The sequence below is a fragment of the Steroidobacter sp. genome (genome assembly GCF_036406195.1).
GTDB lineage: Bacteria > Pseudomonadota > Gammaproteobacteria > Steroidobacterales > Steroidobacteraceae > Steroidobacter.
In genome coordinates this window covers 22,129-40,587 of sequence record NZ_DASWVW010000045.1, presented here as the reverse complement: position 1 = coordinate 40,587, position 18,459 = coordinate 22,129, and the positions used below count along the sequence as shown (strand labels likewise).

The following is an 18,459-nucleotide window of genomic DNA, read 5'->3' as shown; positions in this document are numbered from 1 at the left end:
CGCCGATGGCTGGAGGAGGCTGGTTGAACGGACTGCAAACGCTGGTTCCGTCGCGGTTTCGGCCGGCCGCCAGCGTGCTGGCATCAAGTGACCCTGTTGTTTTGTTGTCATCGGCACCGCACGCACGCGGCGATCGGATCAGCAAACAATCCACGCCTGACTCTTTGCGCCATATCGCGAGCAGCCCGCGCACCATCGCTGTTTCCACTTGGAAATCACGGCACTGCGCGTTCGCCCTCGACTGCGCCGTCGTCGTGCGGGGATTCATCCAGGTCTCGCTGCATTTCACCCAGTAGCATCGCGCGGCTTATTGCGAAGACCGATCAGAGGAGTACGCCATGGCTGGTGGATTCGATGACGAGAATGGCAAGTTCCGCGTCCTGGTGAACGAGGAAGAGCAATATTCGCTGTGGCTGGAGGGGATGGACATCCCACGCGGCTGGAAGGATTGCGGCGTGGCCGGCGATAAGAAGACCTGCCTGGACTACGTCGGCAAGGTGTGGACCGACATGCGGCCGAAGTCGTTGCGGATCTGGATGGAAGAACACGCGAAGAAGAGTGCTGCAGCGACCGAGTCGAGCGAGGTTGCCACGCCGCCCGTGCCACCCGGCGAGTCGAGTGAGCCTGCGGCGCCGGCCTCACCCTGAGGCATGAGGTCAACCAGTTCGGCCAGCAATCACATTCGTTTGCTGTGCCTTCCCTGCGGCGGCGCCAGCGCGTCCATGTATGCGCGCTGACGTCTGCTACTGCCGCGCTGGATTCATGTGTTACCTATTGAGCCCCTCTGAATTTGCACGTCGGGCTGACGCGAGCGAGCTTCAGGCGCTGGCGGGAGCGATCAAGCCGTCAGCAGGGCACGGAAGTGCTCTTTGGCTTCGGCACCGAGATCGGTGGTCTGTTCGGCGCCTGGAAAGGTGCCTTCCGACACATCCCTGACGAACTGACGGGCAGCCGCGCTGATGTCCTGCGCCACGTTGAGATAACGACGCGTGTGTTTGGGCTTGAAGTCGGTGTAGAGGCCGAACAGGTCGTGGAACACCTGTACCTCGCCGTCACAGTGGGGCCCGGCGCCGATGCCGATGGTCGGAATCGACACTCGCTGCGAAATCTCCTGCGCGACCGACGCCGGAATCAGCTCCAGCACGATGGCGAACGCGCCGGCGGCTTCGAGCGCTTTGGCATCGGCCACCAGGGACGCGGCCGCGGAGGGCTCCTTGCCCTGGATGCGTGGGCCGCCCATGGCGTGGACGGATTGTGGAGTGAAGCCGAGATGGCCACAGACCGGGATGCCGACGCTCACCAGCCGCTCGATGGTCGGTGCAATCGTGGCGCCGCCTTCGATCTTCACCGCGCCCACCTTGCCTTCAGTGAGCAGCCGGGCCGAGTTGCGTAGCGCATCGTCTACCGAGACCTGATAGGTCATGAACGGCATGTCGCCCACCAGCAAGGCGCGCTGGCTGCCGCGAGCCACCATCTGCGAGTGGTAGATGATCTGGTCGAGCGTCACCGGCAGGGTGGTGCCCTGGCCCTGCACGACCATTCCCACCGTGTCACCGATCAGGATGACCGGCACACCGGCCGCATCGATCATCTGCGCCGATGTGTAATCGTATGCGGTCAGCATCGCGATGCGTTCGCCACGACGCTTCATGGCGACGATGTCGGTAGTCGAAAGTCGTTGACCCTTCACAAACCTGTCTCCCGGTTCACGGGCGCGACGATTTCATCTATGCAGGCATTAGTCAACGCTAAGGTGCTTTGCAATGCCTTAAGTAAATGCTTATATGTCGCCATGACCCTCGAAGACCTTCGCATCCTGGTCGCCGCCTGCGAGGCCGGCAGCATGAGCTCCCTGGCGCGGGAGCTGCAGCGTACGCAGAGCTCGGTGAGCCAGCACATCGCCCGTCTGGAAGCCGAGCTGGGCATTCGCCTGTTCGAACGCCACGCGCGCGGCATTCAGCCCACGACGGCCGGCAAGGTGCTCAAGGAGTTCGCGCTCGAAGGGCTGGATGCCATCGAAGTCGGATTGCAGCGGGTGCGGGCGCTACAGCACGGCGAGTCGGACACGCTGACCATCACCACGGGTGGCACGACGGTTCGTCATTTCATGAGACACGCGGTGGTGCGGTTCAGGAAGGAGCATCCCCGCGTCAACCTGCGGTTCCTGCCCGCCGCGTCGACACGCCGCTGCTTTGAAATCCTGCGGCTCAATCAAGCCGACCTGGGCTTTGTCACCATCGGCGAGTCGGTCCGCGGCATCAATGAAAAGATCATCGCCAGGCAGCGGCTGTTCCTGTTGACTACCAAGAGCGACGAGCTGGCGCGCCGTCGCAAGTTGCGGCTGCAGGACCTGGCGGGCATTCGATACCTGGGATTGGCGGGCGGCACCACTCATCACAGCGCCATCGAGCACGCAGCGTCGCAACGGGGCGTGGAGCTGAAGGCTGAAGTGACGGTCGACGATTTCGATACGGCGAAGCTGTTCGTCGAGCTCGGCCTGGGTCAGGCCATCGTCCCTGCTGTTCACGCCAGCAACTTCGAGAAGACCGGTTCGGTGAAGGCCGTGTTGATCTCGGATCTTCCACCCGTGTCCATCGGGTGGGCGTTCCGGCACTGGCATCACCTGTCACCGGCGGCGCGCGACTTCGTGGCGATCACCAATCAAGAGATCGCCAAGCTGCACAACGTCCCCGGGCTGGAGCTGACCGCCGCGATCCGCTGAGATCAGCCGTCCAGGCTGGGCTGCAGCCGCGAGCGCCCCATGAGCTGCAACGTGATCGTCTCGCGAGTGCCGCGCGCGACCCCCTGGCAGGTCGTCTGGTTCGGCTCGAATACGGGGCATTCAGGCCGGGCGTTGCACCGTCTCGGCGCAAATGAACGCGCCCGGACGAGCTGGCGACCGTCGTTCAACACGCTCAAACGCTGCTGCCGCCGTCATCCCGGGCACTGACGCCGCGCCTGGAACTTTGGCATGTCTCTTGCTCGACCCTGATCGCTCGATCCAACGACGGGTCGAAAGGCGTCGCAGCCTTGGCGGGCATTCTTCCGTCCCGCTCGATCACTCGCGCATCTCGCTACGCGGCGAGTGAGTCAATCCAAGCTTCCATGATCCCAACGTTGCTCGCGCGGACTCGAGGCGCACGAGCGTGGCGCACACTCACGAGGCGTTCGAGAAAAATGTCTTATCTGGCACCGTCGGAATTCGTGACCAAGATGGTCGATGCGGGTGAATCGAAGGTCTTCATGGCCACGCGAGACACATTGATCCGCGCCTACATGGCAGGAGCCATTCTCGCGCTGGCGGCCGTGTTCGCCGTGGCCATGTCGCAGCAGACCGGCTATCCGATCATCGGCGCAATCCTGTTTCCTGTCGGCTTCTGCATCCTGTATCTGCTGGGATTCGATCTGCTGACCGGCGTGTTCGTGCTCACACCGCTGGCGTTGCTCGATAAGCGCCCGGGCGTGACCGTGACGGGCGTGCTGAGAAACTGGGGACTGGTATTCACCGGCAACCTGGCCGGTGCGGTCACGGTGGCATTCCTGATGGCGATCGTATTCACCAACGGCTTTTCCACCGAGCCCAACGCGGTCGGCAAGGTCATCGCCGGCATCGGCGAGGCGCGCACGCTCGGTTACAAGGAATATGGCGCGGCCGGCATGCTCACGTTGTTCGTCCGGGGTGTGCTGTGCAACTGGATGGTATCGACCGGCGTGGTCGGCGCCATGATCTCCACCTCGGTCAGCGGCAAGGTGATCGCCATGTGGATGCCCATCATGGTGTTCTTCGCCATGACCTTCGAGCACTCCGTGGTGAACATGTTCCTGTTCCCGTCCGCGCTCATCATGGGCGGCAACTTCTCGATCATGGACTACCTCATCTGGAACGAGATTCCGACGGTGCTGGGCAACGTCGTGGGCGGGCTGGCGTTCACCGGGCTCACGTTGTATTCCACGCACTTGCGGACGGGCGCCAAGAGGAAGATCACTCGCCTGGCCGCCTGACCGGAATGTCGCCGACGCGGTTGAAAATCTCCCTCGGGCAGTATTCGGCCCGGGGCCGCAAGGAGATCAACCAGGATTGCCATGGCGCCTGCATTCCGGCGGAACCGCAACTCACCTCCAAGGGCATCGCCGTCGCATTGGCCGACGGCGTGAGTAGCAGCAACGTCAGCCAGGTCGCCGCCGACGCCACGGTCAAAGGATTCCTGGAGGATTACTACTGCACCTCGCCGGCGTGGTCGGTGAAGCATTCCGCGCGCCGGGTGCTGACGGCGATCAATTCCTGGCTGTATGCCCAAACGCGGCAGAGTCAGTATCGCTACGATCAGGATCGCGGTTACGTGTGCACGGTCAGTGCGCTCGTGATCAAGTCCACCACGGCGCACGTCTTGCACGCGGGCGATTCGAAAATCTATCGGCTGCGTGGGCGCTCGTTGGAGCCACTCACCGAGGAGCATCGGCTGTGGGTCTCGCAGCAGACGAGTTATCTCAGTCGTGCGCTGGGCATGAGCCCGCAGATCGAGATCGACTATCGTTCGTTGGGCGTGGCGCAGGGCGATGTCTTCATACTCGCCACCGATGGCATCCATGAGCACGTCAGCCCGCGATTCTTTGTCGATGCGATGGCGGGGCAGGTGGAGGATCTGGACGTGCTCGCCAGGGCGATCGCGAACCATGCTTACGAGCAGGGCAGCGAAGATAATCTCACGATTCAGATCGTGCGAGTGGATGAGGTTCCCGAAGCCGAGGCGAGCGAGATCCACCATCAGCTCAGCGAGCTGCCGTTACCGCCGGAGCTCTCGCCCAGAATGGAGCTCGACGGCTTCCGCATCATTCGCGAGATTCGTATCAGCAGTCGCAGCCACGTTTATCTTGCCCAGGACGTTTCGGGCGATGAGGGCGCGCCGGCCGCGCCGGTGGTGATCAAGACACCTTCGGTGGACCTGCGCGGCGATCCGGCTTACCTGGAGAGGTTTCTGCTGGAGGACTGGATCGCGCGCCGCATCGACAGCCCGTATGTCATGCGCGCGGTCCCGCCAACCCGCAAACGCCAGTATCTGTACACGGTGATGGAGCTCATCGACGGGCAGACACTTACGCAGTGGATGATCGACAACCCCAAGCCGAGGCTGACTGTGGTGCGCGGTATCGTCGAGCAGATTGCCAAGGGGCTACAGGCCTTCCATCGCCTGGAAATGCTGCATCAGGACCTGCGACCGGACAACATCATGATCGACACCGCCGGCACGGTGAAGATCATGGACTTCGGCTCCACTCGCGTCGCCGGCATCGTGGAAAGCTCCTCGGAGGTGACGAATCTTCCGGATGGCACCTTGCAATACACCGCGCCGGAATATTTCCTGGGCGAGGCGGGAACGTCCCGGTCTGACTTGTTTTCGCTCGGCGTGATCGCGTACCAGATGCTCACGGGCCGCCTGCCATTCGGCGCCGAAGTCGCCAAAGCACGAACCAAGGCCGCGCAACGCAAACTGATTTACCGATCGCTGCTCGATGACGAACGCGACATTCCTGCATGGTTCGACGAGACCTTGAGGAAGGCCACCCAGCCCGATCCGGACAGGCGTTACCAGGAACTGTCCGAATTCGTGTACGACTTGAGCCATCCCAACGAGGAATATCTGCGGCGGACTCGGCCGCCACTGCTGGACCGAAATCCGCTGGTGTTCTGGAAGACTGTGTCAGCGCTCCTGATGATTGTCATCCTGGTGCTGCTGAGCTATCGCTGAGATGGCACCGCCCATCATCGGAACAACGCCAACGATTTGGTGAGCGTGATCCAGATTCCCCACGCCAGTGGGATGGCGACGGCAGTCCACGCTGCGATGAGCAGGGCGGGGCTGCTGGCAACGACGGTGGAGCCTGCGGGCACTGCGGTCACTTGTTCGGCCGCCGCCTGCTCGTGCGCTCTGGCGCGCTCGGCGGCAAGTTGCTCTTGGCTCATGTAGTGATGTTCTTTCACGGGCCGGACCAGCAGGTTGCATATCAATCCACCCAACAGCATGGCGGCCAGCACATACATGGTGATGTTGTAAGCCTGGTTCGCGGGCACGCCATGAGCCAGCTGAAACTCGCGAATGTAATTGACGACCACTGGACCAACGATGCCCGCCACTGACCATGCAGTGAGCAGTCGCCCGTGGATGGCGCCGACGTGCTGGGTGCCGAACAGATCCGCAAGATAGGCGGGGATCGTGCTGAAGCCGCCGCCATACATGGTGAGAATCACGCAGAAGATGGCGACGAACAAAGCTGCCCGCCCGGCCTCGCCGGCCAGCGGCGCGCTGACGTACAGCGCGATGCCAAGCAGGAAGAACACCATGTACGTCATCTTCCGGCCGATCACATCGGAGAAGGATGCCCACATGATGCGTCCACCGATGTTGAACAACGACAACAGGCCGGCGAATGCCGCCGCGATGGTCGCCACCTGCGCGCGTTGATCGGCCGCCAGCTCGGCAAGCGTGGCCTGCACGCCGATCAATCTCCCGCCGAACACTTCCTGCAGCATTGGCGACGCCATGCCGATGACGCCGATGCCTGCGCTCACGTTCAAGCACAACACGCCCCACAGCAGCCAGAACTGCGGCGTCTTGATGGCTTCGTTGACGTGCACGTGTCCCGACGTCATCAAACGTCTGTTGTTGTTCGAGGGCACATACCCGGCCGGCTGCCAGCCGGACGGCGGCACGCGATAGCCGAACGCCCCGAGCATCATGGCAATGAAATAGAGGATGCCCAGGACCACGAAGGTCTGCCACACGCCCACCGTCGTGGGGCCCGCGAACAGGTTCATCAATCGATCGGCCAGCGGCGCGCCGATCATCGCGCCGCCGCCGAAACCCATGATCGCCATGCCCGTGGCCATGCCCCGACGGTCTGGAAACCATTTGATCAGGGTCGACACCGGCGAGATGTAGCCGAGTCCGAGTCCGATGCCGCCAATCACACCGGAGCCGAGCCAGATCAGCCATATTTGATGCAAGTAGACGCCCAGCGCCGAGACGAACAAACCGCCGCTCCAGCACAGCGCTGCAACCACACCGGCGCGACGCGGCCCGGCGTGCTCCAGCCAGTGTCCGAACAATGCCGCCGACGAGCCGAGCAGGACGAAGAACAGCGTGTAGGTCCAGCCCAGCATCGACACCGGCCAGTCGCATTGCGTCGAAGTGATCAGGCTCAGAAAGCCCGTGCTGTCGCAAGTGACCGGTTGCTGGATGCCTATGGCGCGGCCCAGCGGCAACCAGAACACGCTGAAGCCGTAGGCCATGCCGATCGATAGATGAATCGCCAGTGCCGCCGGCGGCACCAGCCAGCGATTGAAGCCTGGCCGGGCGATGGTCCTTTGTCTGTCGAGCAGACCTGGGGCGCGCAGATCCGAACCAAGGACGGAATCGGTGCTGATGGTGCTGGCCATTGGGTACCCTCGTGTCGCTTCCTTGCGTACAGCCGTTCGCGCCGGAGGGTCCAACGTAATGGGATGGCCTGTCAATGGGTGAGGGCCACCGATCCGAACAATGGCAGCGCTGCTGCGCGGAGTTCAGCGTCCGCGTGCTACGTCCCAAGCAGTGGCGGCTGTCGTCCGGTAGAGATCGCCAAATCGTTCTGCCAGCGTTGAGCTCGCATTCCCCGCCAGCGCGCGAGCATAGACACCTTGCTGAATCGCGGCGGTTCGGTAGAGGCTGAATGCCATGAAGAATCGCCATTGCGGGCGCGGATCGTTGCCGGTGCGCAGAGCATATGCTTCCAGGTATTCGTCCTCGGACGGGATGCCGAGCGCTTTCAGGTCCAGGCCCGCGAGTCCCGAGGCGATCGAGTCCCCGGGTGGAAAGTAGTAGCACATGCAGTTGAAGGCGAGATCGGCGTAGGGGTGGCCGATGGTGGACAGCTCCCAGTCGAGGATCGCGGCGACGCTCGGGCGGTTGGCATCGTAGAGAAGATTGCCGATGCGGTAGTCGCCATGTGCAATCGACGTCGGTCCTTCGGGCGGCACATTGGCCAGCAACCACGTCTGCACTTCATCCATGGCGGGCACGACTTCGGTCTTGGTCGTTTGATACTGCTTGCTCCAACGCTCGATCTGTCGCTGTGCGTAGCGCTCCGGGCGGCCGAAGTCCGCGAGCTCCGCCCGCCAGTCGACGCGATGCAGCGACGCGAGCGCGGCATTCATGGAGTCATACGCGGCACGGCGCTCTTCGCGGCTGAGCGTAGGTAGCGCCGGGTCGGTAAAAATGCGCCCGGCAACGTACTCCATGACGTAAAAGGGAGTGCCGATGATCGAAGCGTCGTCGCAGTAAAGGTGCACGCGGGGCACGGCCAGCCCGGCATCCTTCAGGACACGCAACACCCGGTACTCCCGATCGATAGCGTGTGCCGAGGGCAGCAATTTCCCTGGCGGCTTCTTGCGCAATACATATTTGCCGCTCGCAGCGTCGAGCAGAAAGGTCGGATTCGATTGGCCGCCCGCGAACTGCCATACGCGCATCGGCCCGGCGAATCCCGGAAGGGATTGGTCGAGATAGCGAAGCAGCGACGTTTCATCGAAACGATGCTTGGTGCTGACGGGCTGCGCGCCGGTGGCGGCGTCAGGTGAGGGTCCCTGGTTCGATTGCAGATCGGGCGCGCTCATTTGGCAGGAAGTCCCAAGCGGTTGGCAATGTTGTTCTTCTGCATGTTCGAGGACCCGCCCACGATCGGCATGCAAACGATGTCGCGGACGTAACGTTCCATGTCGTACTCGCGGGCGCAGCCGTACGCGCCCATCACACGCTGGCATGTGAGCACGATCTCAACCGCGGTATCGGCGACGAACAGTTTCGCCATCGAGCTCTCGACGCTGCAGTCTTGGCCCTGGCCGGCGAGCCAGGCGGCGTGATACAGCATGTGCCGGCATGCCGCCAGCCGTGTGCGTGCCTCAGCAAGCATGTGGCGGACGGATTGATGTGCGCAGATGGGTCGACCGAATTGCTTGCGCTCCTGCGAGTAACGCCACGCGTCCTCGACGGCCGCACAAGCAATGCCGAACGTGGAGGCAGTGATCTCGAGTCGCTCGACATCGAGCCCGCGTCCGGCGAGCATGCCCCAGCCCCGATTCCATGCCTGCATGCCGCCCACGATGTTCTCTGCCGGTACTTGCACGCCGTCGAAGATCGCATCGGTCGTCGCGCTGTAGCGCAGGCCGATGTGGTCGATGTCCACGATCTTCAGGTTCGCCGCGTCGGTGGGGACCAGAACGATGGACAGGTTTTCGTAACGAGCGTCCTTGCTGCCGCTGCGTACCAGCGTGTAGATGTAATCCGCGATGCGAGCGCCCGTGCACCATCGCTTCGTGCCATTGATGGTGACGGTTTTGCCATCAGGACTCAGCGTTGCCGTGACGGATGCAGAAGCAAGATCGCCGCCGACGTCGGGTTCGCTGAGACCGTAGGCAAACAGCAGCTCGCCTCGTGCAAACTTCGGCAGGAATTCGCGCTTCTGTGCTTCCGTTCCGTGCTCGACGATGTTCATCGCGCCGTAGAACGCGCAATGCGTAAAAGGTCCGGCAAGCGATGTGCCGCGCTTGGCTAGCTCCTCGATCACGATGATCGCCGAGAGTACGTCGATGCCCGTGCCACCGTACTCTTCCGGAACCATCAGCCCGGCGACGCCGAGATCGCACAGCTTGCGAAAAGTCTCGGGCGAATACTCGGCTTTCAGGTCCAGCTCGCGCGCGCGTTCGCGCGGCAGTTCCTTGTCGAGAAACTTCCTCAGCGTGTCTCGCAACAGTGATTGTTCCGGTGTCTCGATGAAATCCACTGACGACTCCTTCAAATGCCGCGCGTGCGGCCCGCCCAGTAGCGGGCGCGCAGCGCCTTCTTGTCGATCTTGCCGAGGTTGGTCAGCGGGATGGCGTCGACGAAGTCGATGGACTTCGGCGCGAGCAAGCTGCCCTTGCGCTGGCGGACGAACTCGGTGAGGTCCGCGGCGCTGACACTCGCACCCTCTCGCAATGTGACAACGGCCTTGACCTGTTCGCCCCATTTGTCATCGGGCGCGCCAACGACAGCGGCCCGGAGAACGGCGGGATGCTCGAACAGCACATCCTCGACCTCGCGCGGGTAGACGTTGAAGCCGCCTGTCACGATCATGTCCTTTTTGCGATCGACGATCGTGATGAGGCCTTCGCTGTCCATGCGCGCGATATCGCCGGTGTGAAGCCAGCCGTCACGCAGCGTGCGCGAGGTTGTTTCCAGATCGTGTAGATAGCCGCTCATCACGTTGGGCGATTGCACGATCACCTCGCCGGGTGTGCCGGTCTCGACGTCGCGGCCGTCGTCGTCAATCAAGCGGATGCGGGTGCCGTAGGTCGGCCGGCCGGCGGAGGAGAGAACTTCGATCTCGCGCGCAGGATCGGCAACTACATGATCTTCGCGCTGTAGCGCAGTCAGCGCCATCGGCGCCTCGGTTTGTCCGAAGAACTGCGTGAAGATGGGGCCAAATTGCGCTATCGCATGCTTCAAGCGTTCCGGCGCGATCGGCGCCGCGCCGTATAGCACATTACGCAACGTTGGCATCGTAGCGTTCGTGCGCTCGGCATGATCGAGCAGCATGTAGATCATGGTTGGCACGAGCAGCGTCGAGGTGGCGCGCTCGGTTCGCACGGTATCGAACAGAAGATCGGGCGAGAAATGATCGAGTACGACGCATCGTCCCTGGCGCAACAACACCGGCAATAGCAGACAGCCGCCGGCGTGAGTCATGGGCGTCGCGAACACGAAGGTTTCGCGCCAGCCGAGCCCGAACTCGAGCATTTCAGTGCAGTAGGTGTGATACCAGGAGCGATGCGAGAGCATCACGCCCTTCGGACGTCCGGTGGTGCCGCCGGTGAAGTAGATGCCGGCGATATCCTCGGGATGAACTGGCGCGGTCGCCGTGGCTGGCTGATGCCCGGTCAGTAGATCCTGCAGACGTTCGTGCCCTGCGGGCAGCTTCACCGTATCGGCGCCGCTCACGCAGATGTAATGTTCGACACTGGTCAAGCTCGGCTGCATGCCGACGACACGATCCAGGAGCTTCTGGTGATAGATGAGCGCCTGGCACCGAGCGAAGTTGAGCATGTAGATGTGGTCGTCGCTGCCCAGCAGTACCGCAAGGGGCACGCGCGTGGCACCGAGCTTTGCGAGCGCGTATTCGCAGACCAGGTACTCCATGCAGTTCGCCATGAGCAAAGCGACGCAATCGCCGCGCTTGATTCCGCGGCTGCGTAGGGCGCTCACCAGTTGGTCGCCAAGCGAGCCAAGCTGTGCGTACGTCAACGATCGAGTCCCGTCCGTCACGGCGGTACGCGTACCGCCGTATCGCACGGCTCGCTCATACAGATCTGCAATCGTCATGTCCATGGCGCGTTTCCTGCGGTGTCAGCCGCGCATGTGGAACAGCATCTTGTAATCGAAGGACATCACCGGCTCGCCGCGCTGATTGTGCACACTGTAGTGCCACATACCCACGCCTTTCTTGGGATCGCTGGTAGTACGCATCTCCTTGATCTCAACCGACACGCGAATGGTGTCGCCGATGCGCACCGGCGCCATCATCCGCAGGTTGTCGACGCCGAGCCAGGCGATCGCGCTGTCGCCGCCGAAGCCCGCGAGTGCAACTCGCCCGACGGCAAGTGCAAAAATCATCGGGCCGTGCACGAGACGTTCGCCGAACTGAGTCTGCGCGGCGTACTCTGCGTCCATGTGCAGCGGGTAGAAGTCACCCGTGAGCCCGGCCCAGTTGACGACGTGCGTTTCGGTCACGGTGATGCGGCCGGCGTCGTAGATCTCGCCCGGCTTGAAATCATCTCCGTACTTCTGTTGTGTCATGACGTGTTGGCTCTCAGGATTGCCGTTCAGGGGGGCGAACCGGCCTGAATTTCGGCAGCGTGAAGGTCTCGTCGAGTTTTTCGAATGTCACCTCGACAGGCAGGCCGCAGCACAACTCCTCGGCAGAGCAATCCACCAGGTTGGAAAGCATCTGCACGCCTTCATCGAGGCGGATCACGGCGACCACATAGGGAACATCGGCGGCGAAGGCCGACGGTGCGTTGTTGTGAACTACGGTGTAGGTGTAGACCGTCCCACGCCCGGACGCGGGCACCCATTCGAGCTCGGCGGCGAAGCAGTGAGGACAATACAGGCGGGGATAGAACACGTTGCGCTTGCAGAAGCAGCAACGCTGGATCAGGAGCTGCTTGCGGCGCGTGCCGTCCCAGAATGCCTGCGACCAGGGATGCACGGCCGGGAGGGGTTTCGCTGGTCGCGTTGCCTGAGAACTCACGGTTGTCTCCTTCACACTAGGGCACCACGTTGCCGAGAATCGTGACCTGTGCGTCCATGTATGTGCCGCCGGTGGCGGTCTCGATTGCAAAGCGAACATCGGGAACTTGCCGTTCGCCCGCTTTACCCATGACCTGGCGCGCCGCTTCGATCAGTAGCGATACCGACCCTCCGGCACCGATGTGTCCCTTGGCGAGCATGCCTCCGTCCGTGGTGGTGGGCATGCGTCCGCCGGGCCAGGTATCGCCGCGCAGGAACATCGCGCCAGCCGCACCGCGTTCGGCGAGACCGAGCTCTTCGAAAGCGATGAGCTGATAGATCGGATACGAGTCGTAGATCTCCGCCACGTCGATATCGCCAGGGCCGATGCCAGCCGCGGAATAGGCCTCCTGCGCCGCGCGCGCCCAGCCGAAACGCGTCAGATCCGCCTCCTGCGAATACACGAAGTGCGTTACGGCTCCACCTTCGCCAAGCACGTAGGCAGGTCGATCAGTGAGATCGCGCGCACGCGTCGCAGAGGTGACGATGAACGCGCCGCCGCCGTCGAACAGCATGTTCGACTGCTTGGCGCGCAACGGCGTGGAGAGCATCTTTGAGGCCATGACCTCGTCGATCGTGAGGGGAGTGCGGAAGAACGCATGTGGATTGAGCTGCGCCCACTTGCGATTCGATACACATACCGCCGACAGCTCCTCATCCGTGCAGCCGGTCTCGTACTTGTAGCGCGTCGTCGCGAGCGCGGCGACGGTCGAGTAGTGCTGGCCGAATGGGACTTCCCACTCCGAGGAAATGCCCGCGGTCGAGAACAGATCGATGCCGCCTTGTGCCGTCAAGCCCGTACCGAGCTTGTCCGCATGCACGAACAAGATGCAGCGCGCCCGGCCGGTTTCGACCAGCGCGCTGGCGATACGCAGTGCGTTGGTGCTGCTCGATCCCCCCGAGAACACCTGACAGTTCGACGTTACGCCCGGCAGCCCCAGCTCCTCGACGAGCCGACCGGTCGTCAGCTCGTTGGAGAACTGCGCGCTGAACAGCGCGCCGGTCGGGATCACGAAATCGATTTCGTCCTTGCGAATGCCGGCATCGACGATGGCGGCGCGAGCCGATTCGAGGGCAAAGGCGATGGCGCCTCGCTCCGGGAACCGGCCCGTTGGAACTTCGCCGATACCGACGATGGCGGACTGGCCGCGATGGTTGGACATCGATGGCTCCAGTCCGCCCTCAGGCGACCTCCGGAATGCCCTGATGCCACGCGGGCATGATGGTGGTTTCGAGATTCGTGCCCTGCATGGCGTCGACGCACAGCACCGCAGAGAGCGATGCGCCGTCGACACCGCCGCCCCAGAGCCGCTTGCCGTATTGATCGCCCGCGAAGAACAATCCTTCGACGTGCGGCGAACGCACGTCAGGGCGGTCGACACCGACCGGACGCCACAACCCGTAAGCCTCCGGCGAAGGCGTCCACAGAATGAATTCGCAATCCTGGTCCCACGTCGGGAACGTGGTGCGTGCCCAGTCCTCGCACAGATTGATCACGCGATTGACGCGGTCGGGGTTGCGCATTTCTTCATCGGTGAGCGCGGTCGAGAAGTAGAACTCGCGCTTGCCCTCCGGAGCCCGGCGCGCTTGGCCGCCGCCCCAGGCCGAGAAGTCGCACATGACCATGTCGACGGCGCCGATGTAACCCTCATCGCGAATGACCCCAGGCATGTAGACGAAGCTGCCTTCCTCCAGGCCGATGTCCGGCATCACGCTGCGCTTCAAGCCGCACCAGCCCGTGAGCAGTCCCGCGCCCCAGAACTTGTGCTCGAGCAGTTGGACCCAGTCGGAGGGGAAGTGCTGTCTCGGTAGCACTCGGAACATGTACTTGGGAGGAATCGTGCAGATCACCCGGTCGGCGAGGATCACGCGGTCCTGATCGTATTCGTTGTCGTGCGAGTGGATGCGCACGCCGGTGACGCGTCCATTCTCGATGATGACCTCCTTGGCCCGCGTATTGCGCATCACGACGCCGCCATGCGCTTCGACCACGCGTTCGAACGCCTGCGGAATCGCGATCGTGCCGGGTTCGTCGGCGGTCGCGACCGAGCCTTTGATGAGGTTCATGCCGATCTGTCCGGCGATTGCCATGTAGCCGAGGAAATCGCCGGTTGGCGTCATCATGGGCTCGGCCATCGCCGTCTGGGAGGCCGCGAGCACCTTGATGTAGTCGTAGGCTTCAGGATGCAGGCCGCGCTGTTCCAGCCAGGTCTGCAGCGGTGTTTTCATCAGCTTCGCCATGTCCGTGAACGTCGCGGTGCCCATGTCGCGCAGCTGCGCCATGGTGGCCGCGAACCCTTCCTTGGACATCCACTGATACGGCTCGTTCTTGCCGACCTGATAGGCCTTGCCGGACTTGCCTTCGCCTTCCCACTCGACGAAGCCGAGCCCCCGGTTGAGCGGCAGGTTCCATTGCACACCCAAATGTTTCATCAGGCAGTCGACGCGACTCTTGTTGCCCCAGAACAAACCGTGACCGCCGGCCTCGAAGGTGCGGCCATCCAGCAGACCGCGCTCGAAGATCTCCTCGATGCTCGGCGTGCATTTGCCTAGATAACAGTGGGCATAAGCCAGCGACTTGCGGAAGGCACGCGCGTCCATCTCGATGCCGTCGGCAGTCACCTTGTTGCCCTTGCCGACATAGGAGAGCGTTCGCCCGCCAATGAATGGGGCGCGTTCGAGCACCAGCACCCGCTGCTTGAAGTCTCGGGCTAGCAACGCTGCAGCGCCGAGACCCGCGACTCCAGCGCCAATGACGATGACATCGAATTTCTGGGACATGGCAAGAATCCTGTGACAGCGGCCGAAACGCCGTGTGCGGAATCTATTCCAGTCAGTCTTGTTGCGCAAGTGATCAATACGGGTAAATTGACGATAGTCATAGTCGGGACGGCGCCAGTGTCGCCGAAGCGCCCGAGGCCCGGGAAGCTATTGTAAGTCTCATAGAGCAAGTGATAGCCTGATGGCCAGGCTTGGAAACGTCAGACCCGCGGGGTGCGCAATGTTTGATCTCACTGGACAGGTCGCCATCATCACAGGCTCCAGCCGCGGTATCGGCCGCGCGATTGCCAAGGCGATGGCTAAAGCGGGGGCGCGCGTCGTCGTGTCGAGCCGCAAACTCGACGCTTGTCAGACGGTCGTCGAGGAAATCCGCAAGGAGGGCGGCGAGGCGATCGCGGTGGCGTGCAATGTCGCCGAAAAGGCCCAGCTGCAGAATCTCGTCGACGCGGCGTTGCAGACCTGGGGCCGGCTCAACATCGTGGTGTGCAATGCCGCCGTGAACCCGTATTTCGGTCCGATGGTCGGCATGAAGGACGAGGCTTACGACAAGATCATGAACAGCAACGTGCGCAGCAATTTCTGGCTGTGCAATCTGGCGGGCCCGCGCATGGTCGAGTCGGGCGGTGGCAGCTTCATCATCGTTTCCAGCATCGGTGGCAATCAGGGCAGCGCCACGCTCGGCGTCTACGGCATGTCGAAAGCCGCCGACTATGCGCTCACGCGCAACCTCGCCATCGAGTGGGGGCCGCAGGGCCTGCGCGCGAACTGCATAGCCCCCGGCTTGATCAAGACCGACTTCTCGCGTGCTCTGTGGGAGAACGAGAAGCTGCTGGCGAACGTCGAGCGTGGCACCCCGGTGCGAAGGATCGGCCAGCCCGAGGATCTGGGCGGCGTTGCCGTGTTTCTGGCTTCGAAGTCGGCAGCGTATATCACCGGCCAGACGCTGGTCGTGGACGGCGGGATCACGGTCAAAGAGCCGGCTTGATCGAGTTGCCAGGAGCTTTCATGGATTTCGCATTCTCGCCCCGCACGGAACATCTGCGCACGGCGGTGCGCGATTTCATGGAGTCGTATGTCCTGCCGGCGGTGCCGCGCTGGCAGGCGGACGTTGCAGCTGGCTCGGCGCATCCAGCCTGCGTCGAAGAGCTGAAGGCGCTGGCGCGCGAACAGAATCTGTGGAATCTGTTCTTGCCGGGGCTGCACGCCGATGAGCCAGGTCAGGCGCTGAGCAACCTCGAATATGCCCCGCTCGCCGAAATCATGGGCCGCGTAGCGTGGGCCTCCGAGGTTTTCAACTGCAGCGCGCCGGATACCGGCAATATGGAGATCCTGCATTTGTTCGCGACGCCCGAACAGCGCGAGCGCTGGCTGCGTCCGCTGTTGAATGGCGAGATCCGCTCTTGTTTCGCGATGACGGAGCCGGACGTCGCGTCCTCCGACGCCTCCAATATCCAGACTTCGATCCGGCGGGTCGGGGATGAGTACGTCATCAACGGCCGCAAGTGGTTCATCTCGGGTGCGGCCCATCCGAACTGCAAGGTCGCCATCGTGATGGGCGTGAGCGATCCAGAGGGTGAACCGCACCGCCGGCACAGCATGATCCTGGTGCCGCTCGATACGCCGGGCGTGAGTATCGTAAGAAACATTCCCGTCATGCATCACATCTCGCCCGAAGGTCACTGCGAGATCCTGTTCCGCGACGTACACGTGCCGGTGGGCAATCTCATTCACGAGGAGGGCGCAGGATTCGCCATTGCGCAAGCTCGCCTCGGGCCCGGACGCATTCATCATTGCATGCGTTCGCTCGGCCAGTGCGAGGTCGCCATCGAGCTCATGTGCCAACGTGCCGCCGAGCGGCGCACGTTTGGCAAGCCGCTGCATCAGCATGGCGTGGTTGCGGAGTGGATCGCGCTGTCGCGGATCGAAGTGGAGCAGGCGCGGCTGCTGGTTCTGAAGGCAGCATGGATGATCGATCAGCACGGCGCGAAGCATGCTGCGCGCGAGATCGCGATGATCAAGGCGCTGGTTCCTCGTGTACAGACCGCGGTCTGCGACCGCGCAATGCAGACGTTCGGGGCCATGGGTCTGAGCAACGACACGCCACTCGCGTCCTTGTGGATGTGGGGTCGCGTGCTGCGCATCGCCGATGGTCCGGACGAGGTTCACCTGCGCACCGTCGCACGGCAGGAAATGAAAATCGCGGGCGAGCGCCTTCGCTCGGCGATGCCGTACTCGGCGTGAGCGTGCGAGCGAAATCTTAAGACACTCATGTATCAAGTCGTGCAATGGGCCACTGGCTCGATCGGTAGAACCGCGCTACGGCGCATTATCGATTCGCCCGATCTGCAACTGGTGGGCCTGTTCGTTTACGACGAGCGCAAATCCGGGCTGGACGCTGGGCAGATTGCGCGACGCCCTCCGACCGGCATTCGCGCGACGCATCGAATTGAAGACATCCTGGCGCTCGATGCGGATGTCGTCATCCATACGCCGCGGTTGAGCAACCCGTATGAGCGACAGAATGTAGAGGTGGCTCAACTGCTCGCTTCGGGCAAGAACGTCATTTCCACCGCGGGCTTCCATTTCCCCGACGCGCATGGGCCGGACTACACGACTGCGCTCTGGGCCGCCTGTCGCAAGGGGCGCAGCACGCTGGCTGGCTTGGGACTCAATCCCGGATTCATCGCCGAGCGTCTCGGGTTGTTGATCACCAGCATGTGCGCGCGCTTCGAGTCCATCGCTACCTTCGAGGTCGCCGATGCCTCGATGATGCCATCCAGAGAATTCGTGTTCGACACCATGGGCCTGGGCAGCGATCCGCAAGCAGGCGACGTGCGTAGCGGACCTCTGGCTACGCTCTATGGCGAGCTTTACATGGAGGTGTTCCATCACGTTGCCTGCTCGCTCGGAACGCGTGTGGTGTGCATTACTCCCGATCATCGGGTGACGCTGGCGCCGATGGATCTGCCGATCGCTGCCGGGACGATTCCGCGCGGCACGGTAGCAGCAACGGACTGGCGATGGAATGCGCAGTTCGCCAACGGACAAACGATGACTCACAGCGTGATCTGGACGGCGGACCCTACCTTGCATGGCATCGCGAAGGGCCAGGCGGCGTCATGGCGTATCGAAGTACGAGGTCGTCCCTGCGTTACGGTGACCATGTCCATCGAGGATCCGGACCCGACAGCGCCACACGCACGCGCCAGCGCGGACGCGACGGCGGCGCTTGCCATCAACGCCATTCCTGCGGTCTGCGCCGCGCCGCCTGGATTCTTTGCGCCGAGATCGCTGGCGAAAGGCTAGTGTGACTTGTATTGTG

The 18,459-nt window shown here is 62.8% G+C and carries 17 protein-coding genes; 8 read left to right on the top strand and 9 right to left on the bottom strand.

Annotated elements, in window-relative coordinates:
• The first annotated feature begins 23 nt into the window (after window positions 1–23).
• Window positions 24–296, top strand: coding sequence for a hypothetical protein (locus tag VGE08_RS17990; RefSeq protein WP_331069296.1), 273 nt, complete (start codon window positions 24–26; stop codon window positions 294–296).
• Window positions 297–338: 42 nt separating this feature from the next.
• Window positions 339–647, top strand: coding sequence for an MbtH family protein (locus VGE08_RS17985; protein WP_331069295.1), 309 nt, complete (start codon window positions 339–341; stop codon window positions 645–647).
• Window positions 648–838: 191 nt separating this feature from the next.
• On the opposite strand, the gene panB is transcribed toward VGE08_RS17985, so the two are convergent.
• The gene (panB, locus tag VGE08_RS17980) at window positions 839–1,690 is read right to left on the bottom strand and encodes a 3-methyl-2-oxobutanoate hydroxymethyltransferase (protein WP_331069294.1); all 852 of its coding nucleotides are present in this window, start codon (window positions 1,688–1,690) and stop codon (window positions 839–841) included.
• 102 nt (window positions 1,691–1,792) lie between these two features.
• Here panB and VGE08_RS17975 point away from each other — a divergent pair, with 102 nt between their 5' ends.
• The 3 genes from VGE08_RS17975 (at window position 1,793) to VGE08_RS17965 (ending at window position 5,747) form a co-directional block, all read left to right on the top strand.
• A complete protein-coding gene (locus tag VGE08_RS17975) occupies window positions 1,793–2,722 on the top strand; it encodes a LysR family transcriptional regulator (RefSeq protein WP_331069293.1) in 930 nt (309 codons plus the stop codon).
• A 455-nt stretch (window positions 2,723–3,177) separates the two neighbouring features.
• Window positions 3,178–4,002 carry a formate/nitrite transporter family protein gene (locus tag VGE08_RS17970; protein WP_331069292.1) on the top strand — a complete coding sequence of 275 codons (825 nt, stop codon included), beginning with the start codon at window positions 3,178–3,180 and terminating at the stop codon, window positions 4,000–4,002.
• 5 nt (window positions 4,003–4,007) lie between these two features.
• Entirely contained in the window at window positions 4,008–5,747 is a 1,740-nt protein-coding gene (locus VGE08_RS17965) for a bifunctional protein-serine/threonine kinase/phosphatase (protein WP_331069291.1), read from the top strand.
• A gap of 14 nt (window positions 5,748–5,761) precedes the next feature.
• Here the strand turns inward: VGE08_RS17965 and VGE08_RS17960 are convergent, their stop codons facing one another.
• The 8 genes from VGE08_RS17960 to VGE08_RS17925 form a co-directional block, all read right to left on the bottom strand.
• Entirely contained in the window at window positions 5,762–7,435 is a 1,674-nt protein-coding gene (locus tag VGE08_RS17960; RefSeq protein ID WP_331069290.1) for an OFA family MFS transporter, read from the bottom strand.
• A gap of 123 nt (window positions 7,436–7,558) precedes the next feature.
• Window positions 7,559–8,647: a phosphotransferase gene (locus VGE08_RS17955; RefSeq protein ID WP_331069289.1), complete on the bottom strand. Its 1,089-nt coding sequence runs from the start codon at window positions 8,645–8,647 to the stop codon at window positions 7,559–7,561.
• Entirely contained in the window at window positions 8,644–9,813 is a 1,170-nt protein-coding gene (locus VGE08_RS17950) for an acyl-CoA dehydrogenase family protein (protein ID WP_331069288.1), read from the bottom strand. The genes VGE08_RS17955 and VGE08_RS17950 overlap by 4 nt, the downstream gene beginning before the upstream one ends.
• 11 nt (window positions 9,814–9,824) lie before the next feature.
• Window positions 9,825–11,396: an AMP-binding protein gene (locus tag VGE08_RS17945; RefSeq protein ID WP_331069287.1), complete on the bottom strand. Its 1,572-nt coding sequence runs from the start codon at window positions 11,394–11,396 to the stop codon at window positions 9,825–9,827.
• Between the two features lie 18 nt (window positions 11,397–11,414).
• Window positions 11,415–11,864 (bottom strand): MaoC/PaaZ C-terminal domain-containing protein, encoded by a 450-nt coding sequence (locus VGE08_RS17940; RefSeq protein ID WP_331069286.1) that lies wholly within the window; start codon window positions 11,862–11,864, stop codon window positions 11,415–11,417.
• Window positions 11,865–11,877: 13 nt separating this feature from the next.
• Window positions 11,878–12,318, bottom strand: a complete 441-nt coding sequence (locus VGE08_RS17935; protein ID WP_331069285.1) for a Zn-ribbon domain-containing OB-fold protein — start codon at window positions 12,316–12,318, stop codon at window positions 11,878–11,880.
• Between the two features lie 16 nt (window positions 12,319–12,334).
• Window positions 12,335–13,519, bottom strand: a complete 1,185-nt coding sequence (locus tag VGE08_RS17930; RefSeq protein ID WP_331069284.1) for a thiolase family protein — start codon at window positions 13,517–13,519, stop codon at window positions 12,335–12,337.
• A gap of 19 nt (window positions 13,520–13,538) precedes the next feature.
• Window positions 13,539–15,137: a phytoene desaturase family protein gene (locus VGE08_RS17925; RefSeq protein ID WP_331069283.1), complete on the bottom strand. Its 1,599-nt coding sequence runs from the start codon at window positions 15,135–15,137 to the stop codon at window positions 13,539–13,541.
• 220 nt (window positions 15,138–15,357) lie between these two features.
• Here VGE08_RS17925 and VGE08_RS17920 point away from each other — a divergent pair, with 220 nt between their 5' ends.
• From VGE08_RS17920 to VGE08_RS17910, 3 genes are read left to right on the top strand one after another with little or no spacing between them, the layout of a single operon-like run.
• On the top strand, window positions 15,358–16,122 hold the full coding sequence (locus VGE08_RS17920; protein WP_331069282.1) for an SDR family oxidoreductase: 765 nt from the start codon (window positions 15,358–15,360) through the stop codon (window positions 16,120–16,122).
• 20 nt (window positions 16,123–16,142) lie between these two features.
• Window positions 16,143–17,378, top strand: coding sequence for an acyl-CoA dehydrogenase family protein (locus VGE08_RS17915; protein ID WP_331069281.1), 1,236 nt, complete (start codon window positions 16,143–16,145; stop codon window positions 17,376–17,378).
• Window positions 17,379–17,405: 27 nt separating this feature from the next.
• Window positions 17,406–18,443, top strand: coding sequence for a hypothetical protein (locus tag VGE08_RS17910; RefSeq protein ID WP_331069280.1), 1,038 nt, complete (start codon window positions 17,406–17,408; stop codon window positions 18,441–18,443).
• Window positions 18,444–18,459: the final 16 nt, after the last annotated feature.

What these genes read in the sequence shown, in the direction of transcription:
- VGE08_RS17910 (WP_331069280.1), top strand. Translation starts at nt 17,406, where the DNA reads ATGTATCAAGTCGTGCAATGGGCCACTGGCTCGATCGGTAGAACCGCG.
- VGE08_RS17960 (WP_331069290.1), bottom strand. Translation starts at nt 7,435, where the DNA reads ATGGCCAGCACCATCAGCACCGATTCCGTCCTTGGTTCGGATCTGCGC.
- VGE08_RS17915 (WP_331069281.1), top strand. Translation starts at nt 16,143, where the DNA reads ATGGATTTCGCATTCTCGCCCCGCACGGAACATCTGCGCACGGCGGTG.
- VGE08_RS17920 (WP_331069282.1), top strand. Translation starts at nt 15,358, where the DNA reads ATGTTTGATCTCACTGGACAGGTCGCCATCATCACAGGCTCCAGCCGC.
- VGE08_RS17985 (WP_331069295.1), top strand. Translation starts at nt 339, where the DNA reads ATGGCTGGTGGATTCGATGACGAGAATGGCAAGTTCCGCGTCCTGGTG.
- VGE08_RS17940 (WP_331069286.1), bottom strand. Translation starts at nt 11,864, where the DNA reads ATGACACAACAGAAGTACGGAGATGATTTCAAGCCGGGCGAGATCTAC.
- VGE08_RS17945 (WP_331069287.1), bottom strand. Translation starts at nt 11,396, where the DNA reads ATGGACATGACGATTGCAGATCTGTATGAGCGAGCCGTGCGATACGGC.
- VGE08_RS17925 (WP_331069283.1), bottom strand. Translation starts at nt 15,137, where the DNA reads ATGTCCCAGAAATTCGATGTCATCGTCATTGGCGCTGGAGTCGCGGGT.
- VGE08_RS17965 (WP_331069291.1), top strand. Translation starts at nt 4,008, where the DNA reads ATGTCGCCGACGCGGTTGAAAATCTCCCTCGGGCAGTATTCGGCCCGG.
- VGE08_RS17970 (WP_331069292.1), top strand. Translation starts at nt 3,178, where the DNA reads ATGTCTTATCTGGCACCGTCGGAATTCGTGACCAAGATGGTCGATGCG.
- VGE08_RS17975 (WP_331069293.1), top strand. Translation starts at nt 1,793, where the DNA reads ATGACCCTCGAAGACCTTCGCATCCTGGTCGCCGCCTGCGAGGCCGGC.
- VGE08_RS17955 (WP_331069289.1), bottom strand. Translation starts at nt 8,647, where the DNA reads ATGAGCGCGCCCGATCTGCAATCGAACCAGGGACCCTCACCTGACGCC.
- VGE08_RS17930 (WP_331069284.1), bottom strand. Translation starts at nt 13,519, where the DNA reads ATGTCCAACCATCGCGGCCAGTCCGCCATCGTCGGTATCGGCGAAGTT.